3 protein-coding genes are annotated in these 5,045 nt (G+C 73.9%); 2 read left to right on the top strand and 1 reads right to left on the bottom strand.

Going from position 1 to position 5,045, the window contains the following annotated elements; translation table 11 throughout:
* Window positions 1–26 precede the first annotated feature (26 nt).
* On the bottom strand, window positions 27–1,316 hold the full coding sequence (locus tag AB0F61_RS34005; protein ID WP_357818461.1) for an adenylosuccinate synthase: 1,290 nt from the start codon (window positions 1,314–1,316) through the stop codon (window positions 27–29).
* A gap of 124 nt (window positions 1,317–1,440) precedes the next feature.
* On the opposite strand from AB0F61_RS34005, the gene AB0F61_RS34000 reads away from it, so the two are divergent.
* Window positions 1,441–2,490: a hypothetical protein gene (locus AB0F61_RS34000; RefSeq protein WP_357818457.1), complete on the top strand. Its 1,050-nt coding sequence runs from the start codon at window positions 1,441–1,443 to the stop codon at window positions 2,488–2,490.
* Between the two features lie 91 nt (window positions 2,491–2,581).
* Window positions 2,582–4,954: a chromosome partitioning protein gene (locus AB0F61_RS33995; RefSeq protein ID WP_357818454.1), complete on the top strand. Its 2,373-nt coding sequence runs from the start codon at window positions 2,582–2,584 to the stop codon at window positions 4,952–4,954.
* Window positions 4,955–5,045 lie beyond the last annotated feature (91 nt).

The following is a 5,045-nucleotide window of genomic DNA, read 5'->3' as shown; positions in this document are numbered from 1 at the left end:
TGGGGGTGGGGGTGGGCGGGTGGGGGTTAGGGGAGGAGGGGGTGGAGGACCACGTTTTCCTCTCGGCCTGGGCCTACGCCCACGACGCTCACCTTTGTGTTGCAGAGTTCCTCTACCCGAGCGATGTAGCGGCGGGCGTTCTCCGGGAGGTCGTCGGCGGTCCGCGCCTTGGTGATGTCCTCCCACCAGCCGTCGAGTTCCTCGTAGACGGGCGTGGCGTGGTGGAAGTCCGTCTGGCTCATCGGCATGTCGTCGACGCGGACGCCGTTGATCTCGTAGCCGACGCAGAGCGGCACCTTGGGCAGGCCCGTGAGCACGTCCAGCTTGGTGATCACCAGGTCGGTCACACCGTTGAGGCGGCAGGCGTACCGGGCGACCACGGCGTCGAACCACCCACACCGACGCTCCCGCCCGGTCGTGGTGCCGTACTCCGCACCGATCTTGCGCAGGTGATCGCCGTTGGCGTCGAACAGCTCGGTCGGGAACGGTCCCGCGCCGACCCGGGTGGTGTACGCCTTGCTCACCGCGATCACCTTGTTGATCGCGGTCGGCGGGATGCCGGCGCCCACGCAGGCACCGCCGGCGGTCGGGTTGGACGAGGTCACGAAGGGGTACGTGCCGTGGTCCATGTCGAGCATGGTGGCCTGCGCGCCCTCCAGCAGCACCGTGTCGCCCCGGTCCAGCGCGTCCCAGAGCATCGCCCGGGTCTCCGCGATGTACGGCTTGAGCCGCTCGGCGTACGCCAGGTACTCCTCGACGGTCGCCTCAAGGTCGATCGCCTTGCGGTTGTAGACCTTGAACAGGATCTGGTTCTTCTCGCGCAGTGCGAGTTCCAGCTTCTTGCGCAGGATGCCCGGGTCGAGCAGGTCCTGCAGGCGGATGCCGATCCGGGCGACCTTGTCCCCGTACGCCGGGCCGATGCCCCGGCCGGTGGTGCCGATCCGGGACGAGCCGAGGTAGCGCTCGATCACCCGGTCCAGTGCCCGGTGGTGCGGCATGATCAGGTGCGCGTCACCGGAGATCCGCAGCCGGGACACGTCGACGCCGCGCTCGGCCAGGCCGTCGATCTCGGCGAGCAGCACCTTCGGATCGACCACCACACCGTTGCCGATGACGATCATCGCGTTCGGCGAGAGCGCGCCGGACGGCATCAGGTGCAGCGCGTACTTCTGGCCGTCCGGGGTGATCACCGTGTGGCCGGCGTTGTTGCCACCGGAGTAGCGCACGACGTAGTCGACCCGCTCACCCAGCAGGTCGGTAACCTTGCCCTTGCCCTCGTCGCCCCACTGAGCGCCGATGAGCACGATCGCTGGCATCTTTTCCGCCTCCAGAAGGCTCGGGTGCCAGGTGGCGACCGGTTGGCGAGCCCGGGGTGTCAGGTTAACAAGTAGTGACGGCGTGGCCGGCAGGGGTCGCGTCGAGAGGCAGGAGGCTCCTTCCGTGTACGACGTGGTGCTGCTCACCCTCGGTTCGGAGCGGGACGCTCCCGGGGGCTGTGGCAGCGGCGGGGCCTGCTGCGGCGGCGCGACCGAGGCAGCAACCGACCCGACGAACCAGACCGACAGCGGCCCGGCTTCCCAGGCCCAGGCCGGCGGCGACACCGAGCGGTGCGCCACCGAGCGGCCCCGGGTGCCGGTGCTGGCCTGCTCCGACGCGCTGATCGCCCGGGGTGCCCGGGTGGAGATGGTGACCGCCCGCTCCGACGCGGAGATCGACGCGGTGTTGGCCCGGCTCGACGGTCCGGCCCGCGCGGACGGTCTCACCTGGCCCGACCTGGACGGCAAGACCCGGCTGGTCGTCGCCACGGCGAGCGACGGGCAGTTGCGCGCCGTGCTGCGCCGACTGGTCCGGCGGTACGCGCCGGCGCCGAGCAGGCGACCCGCGGATCTGCCCGGCAACCGGACCCTGCCCGACCTGCCGCCGGTGGCCGTACTCCCGCTCGATCCGGCCCGCGGCGGCGCCCACCAGGACCTGGCCGCGCAGCTCGGGCTGCCGCGTGACCCGGCGGCGGTGGCCGCCGCCGTGGTGGACGGCACGGCACGGCGACTCGACCTGCTGCGCAACGACGGTGGGTCGGTGACCCTGGACGGCGCGCTGCTCGGCGCGGCCGACGACGCCGGCCGGCCGCTGCACTGGCGGGCCCGGGTGGAGGTGGACGACACCGTCCTCACCAACGGCGACGAACCGTTGCTGGCCTGCGTGGTCGGCAACGCCGGCGGGTACGCGACGCTCGACGACGTGACGCTGCTTGCCGCGCCGGACCCGGCCGACGGCAAGATCGAGGTCGCGGTGGCAGTGCCGGTGGTCGTCCGCTCGGCGTTGGGCCGCAAGCGGGTACGCCTGGAGGTGCGGCGGGCCCGTGGGCGGGCCGTTTCGGTGCTGCCCCGGGAGGGGAAGGTCCCGTACCTCGACGATGGTGTCGAGGGTGAGCTGACCCGAAAGCGTTCCTGGTGGATCGAGCCGGGTGCCTGGGCGGTCTGGTCGATCTGATCCTGGCTGCGCCCAGCGGCGGCCCGGCTGCGCCGACGGCCCCGTCCGGGCGGATGGGCCTATCCTCGCAGGAGGACTGGGAGGGGCCGTAATGGACGAGAACGCCGACCGGGCACGGGTGCACGGCCAGCAGCCGGTGCCGGAGCGGGACATCGAACCACTCTGGCCGCCGGATCCGGCCACCGACGGTGGCACGGGTAACGCGGTGCCGCCGTGGGCGGCGGTCGCCCAACAGCGGAGTACGCCGTCGTCGGCCGCGCCGGGGCCGGTGACACCGCCGGTGGCCGCGCCGCCGATCGGCCGGCCGCCGGTTCCCGGGCAACCCGGGGCCCCGGCCCAGCCGCCGCCTTCGCCGTCGGACTACCCGTCGCTCTCCGGTGCCGTCCCGGCGCCCGGCGGTTGGGGCGTCGGCGGCTCGTCCGCCGCCGCGTCCGGCTGGGCACCGGCACAGCCGAGTTGGCCACCGGCTGAGCCGGCGGCACCGGCATCCGGGACGCCGCTGACATCGGGCACGCCGACGGCGACCGGCACCCCGGCTGCCAGCGCTCCCGGGAGCAACGGCGGCCCGACCGGCGGTGGCACCCCCGTCGCCCCCGCCCGAGCTGTGGCACCGCAGACCGCCGCCGCCTCGCCGAACGGCCAGCCGGAGACGACGAGCCCCGCGGCCGGGACGACCGGTACCGCCGAGGTGCCCAGCGCCGCCGCCGGTGCGCCCAGCGCCGCCGCCGGGACGACGAGCGCCGCCGCCGGGACGACGAGCGCCGCCGCCGGGACGACGAGCGCCGCCGCCGGGACGACGAGCGCCGCCGCCGGTGCGCCCAGCAGCGCGGCCAGGGCGGCGCAGGCACCGGCTGGCGACCGGGGTCCGGCCGCCGCCGCGCCGATCCCCCCGGGCGGCGTCGACCTGGACCTGCCGTTCACCCTGGATCGCCCCGCCACGACCTCGACGCCCACCGCGGCACGCACGCCCCCCGACCGCCCGAACGGCGCGAGCCCGACCTCTACAGGTTCAGCACCGGCCGGACCCGCGGCGGCAGGGCCGGCGCCGCAGGTCGACGGGACCGCAGGGGACGGATCTCCCGGCGGGGTGGGACGGCCCACCGAGTCACCATGGGCCTATCCGCCGCAACGCCCCGCCGGAGCGTCCGTACCGGCCCACGACGAGACTGCCGCCGCGACGCCGCCGCCTCCCGGACCACAGCCGCCGCACCCGGGCCCCGGTCCGGCGTACCCGGGCCCGTCGGTCACACCGGTGATCCCCGGTCAGGCCGGTCCCGGGCACATCCCGCCGCCACCAGACCTGACGCAGTTCAGCAACCTGCCGCAGCAGGCTCCCCCGCAGGCCGGGCCGGCGACCACACCGCCCGGGCCGTTTCCGCCGTCTCCGGGCTGGTACCCACCGCCGTGGCAGCAGGGCGCGCCCGGCGTCCAGCCTGGGCAGCCCTATCAGGAGGCCGAGGGGGTGACCCGGGTGCCCGCCGCCGGGTACCCGGATGCGCCCGCGTACCCGGACGCGAGCTGGACGCCGGAGGAGACCGCCGTACCGACCGCCGAGGACTTCACCCGGCGTCGGCAGGTCCGGCCCGCCGACCCGGTGGCGACAATGGGTGTCCGCGCGGTGGTCAACAAGATGGGCCTGCTGCGGCTCTCTCCGGGGCGGCACGAGCAGGAGCTCAAGCGGGACATCGAGATGGTCCGCCGCAACTTCGGCGGGCTGCGGCAGGTGACTGTGGTCAACCCGAAGGGCGGCGCCGGCAAGACGGTGGCCATCCTGCTGCTCGCCATGACGTTCGGTCAGAAGCGCGGTGGCTACGTGCTGGCCTGGGACAACAACGAGACCCAGGGCACCCTGGGGATGCGTGCCCAGCAGGACTTCCACTCCCGCACGGTGCGGGACATGCTGCGGGATCTCGGGCAGTTCCAGGGCGCGCACGGGCGGGTCGGTGACCTGTCGCAGTACGTCCGCTCGCAGGGCGAGGGAATGTTCGACGTGCTGGCCTCGGACGAGTCGGCCACCGGCGGCGAGATGCTGACCGCCGCCGCGTTCGCCGAGATCCGTGAGGTGGTCAGCCGGTTCTACAAGCTGATCTTCGTGGATACCGGGAACAACGTGCGGGCGCAGAACTGGCAGGCCTCGATGGACGCCACCGACCAGTTGGTGGTCACCATGTCGGCCCGTAACGACTCCGCGGAGACCGCCGCCCGGATGCTCGACCACCTGGAGCAGAGCGGCCGGCAGCGGCTGGTCCGCCAGGCCGTGACCGTGGTGTCGATGCCGCCCTCACGCAAGGAGATCGACCTGCCGGCCATCCAGGAGCACTTCGCGGCCCGCACCCGGGCGGTGCTGCTGGCCCCGTACGAGCGGCTCATCGACACGGGTGAGCCGATCCGGTACGGCGGGCTCTCCTCGGCCACCCGGGACGCCTGGCTGAAGATCGCCGCAGCGGTCGCCGAAGGGTTGTGAGCCGTCGACGGCCGGCCCGACGTCGGGCGCAGGTCGGGACGGTCCTTGGCGAGCACTGGGTCGTTGTCCGGCGCGACCAGGCTCAGCCCGT

Source organism: Micromonospora sp. NPDC023888 (genome assembly GCF_040639415.1).
In the GTDB taxonomy this organism is placed as follows: domain Bacteria; phylum Actinomycetota; class Actinomycetes; order Mycobacteriales; family Micromonosporaceae; genus Micromonospora.
This window is presented reverse-complemented; position numbering and strand designations above follow the sequence as displayed.

What these genes read in the sequence shown, in the direction of transcription:
- AB0F61_RS34005 (WP_357818461.1), bottom strand. Translation starts at nt 1,316, where the DNA reads ATGCCAGCGATCGTGCTCATCGGCGCTCAGTGGGGCGACGAGGGCAAG.
- AB0F61_RS33995 (WP_357818454.1), top strand. Translation starts at nt 2,582, where the DNA reads ATGGACGAGAACGCCGACCGGGCACGGGTGCACGGCCAGCAGCCGGTG.